We start from the raw sequence: 1,276 nt of genomic DNA, 5'->3' as shown, positions 1-1,276 counted from the left end.
CACCCATTAAATCATTTCGGAGAACTGAACTTAAAAATGAACCTGGAGGCAGACCATATTCAAAATATCGCTGCAACGCCTCAAGAGTATAGTCAGAAGCGGCGATAATGGTGCCACCAGTTGCTAAAACATCATCCACAATTAATACTCGAGAACCTGCAGGTAAGGTTGACTGTTGAAGCTCCAAGGAGTCTGATCCATATTCAAGTCCGTAGGACTCCCGATGACTTGCTAATGGCAGTTTATTGGGCTTTCTAGCCAGTGCAAATCCTTTATGGGCATGGTTGGCTAGGGCGGAGCCAAAAATAAAGCCGCGAGACTCAATGCCCAGAATATGGCTATAGTCAAACTGCTTGGCTAGGGCCTCTAATTGCAGTACAGCCTCTTTAAATGCAGCGGGATTTGCAAGTAGGGGTGAAATATCCCGAAAGAGAATCCCCGGTTTTGGGAAGTCAGGGACTCCGGGTAGATAATCTAGTAAATTCATTTTTGGCTGATATGAAAACACAATTGCTCATTATTACCGCATTAGAGTCCGAACTCAATCAAGCTGCCTTGCCGCCGGGAGTGGGTATTGTGTATTCAGGGGTTGGCAAGATTAATGCTACTGCAGCTACCCTGCAAGCTATACATCAATTTGAGCCAAAACAGATTATTAACTTTGGTACTGTTGGGAAAATTAATCCATCTCTTGCTGGTTTGCTCGAGATAGGGAAGGTGATACAACGTGACATGATGACTGTGCCATTAGCGCCCAGGGGTCAAACCCCTTTTTGCCCAAAACCAGTTGAGTATCTCTCGTTGAATGGTGATCATGTCTGCGGTACGGGCGATAGTTTTGTGACGGCCCATGACCCTTGGTTGAAAGAGCAGGGTGTAGATGTTGTTGATATGGAACTATTTGCAATTGCTAGCATTGCCTATCAATTTAATATCCCGTGGCAATCCTTTAAGTATGTGACTGATGATGCTAATTCAGACTCCGGAAATGAGTGGAAGCATCGGGTCAATCATGGCCAAGAGCTGTATGTAAGCAAGCTCCAAGATCTATTAAGCGCATAGAGCATTCGGATAAACCCAAGAATTTCTGATGAACCCAAAGTTTCCTTGGCTCAAAAATTATCTCGAGGGAGTTCCTCATGAGATTGATCTGGCTGGACACGCATCGATTGTTGATTTCTTGGAGGAATCGTTTGCTAGCTACCCCGATCGAATTGCAATAGAGTCGATGGGTCACAAAATCAGCTACCGTCAGCTGGATATTCTGTCAAAAGAT

The 1,276-nt window shown here is 44.7% G+C and carries 2 protein-coding genes and 1 pseudogene; 2 read left to right on the top strand and 1 reads right to left on the bottom strand.

Annotated elements, in window-relative coordinates; translation table 11 throughout:
* A partial coding sequence (locus B7Y67_RS18380; RefSeq protein ID WP_293599869.1) for an adenine phosphoribosyltransferase occupies positions 1 to 487 on the bottom strand: 487 nt, incomplete at its 3' end.
* An 11-nt stretch (positions 488 to 498) separates the two neighbouring features.
* On the opposite strand from B7Y67_RS18380, the gene B7Y67_RS18375 reads away from it, so the two are divergent.
* Positions 499 to 1,062 carry a 5'-methylthioadenosine nucleosidase gene (locus tag B7Y67_RS18375; RefSeq protein WP_293599868.1) on the top strand — a complete coding sequence of 188 codons (564 nt, stop codon included), beginning with the start codon at positions 499 to 501 and terminating at the stop codon, positions 1,060 to 1,062.
* Between the two features lie 28 nt (positions 1,063 to 1,090).
* A pseudogene (locus tag B7Y67_RS18370) lies at positions 1,091 to 1,276 on the top strand (long-chain fatty acid--CoA ligase); the annotation flags it as partial.

The sequence above is a fragment of the Polynucleobacter sp. 35-46-11 genome (assembly GCF_002281105.1).
Note: the sequence above shows the minus strand (reverse complement) of the source record. Positions and strands in the feature narration are given on the sequence as shown.

Excerpts from the sequence above, each read along its gene's own strand:
- B7Y67_RS18375 (WP_293599868.1), top strand. The coding sequence starts at position 499 with ATGAAAACACAATTGCTCATTATTACCGCATTAGAGTCCGAACTCAAT.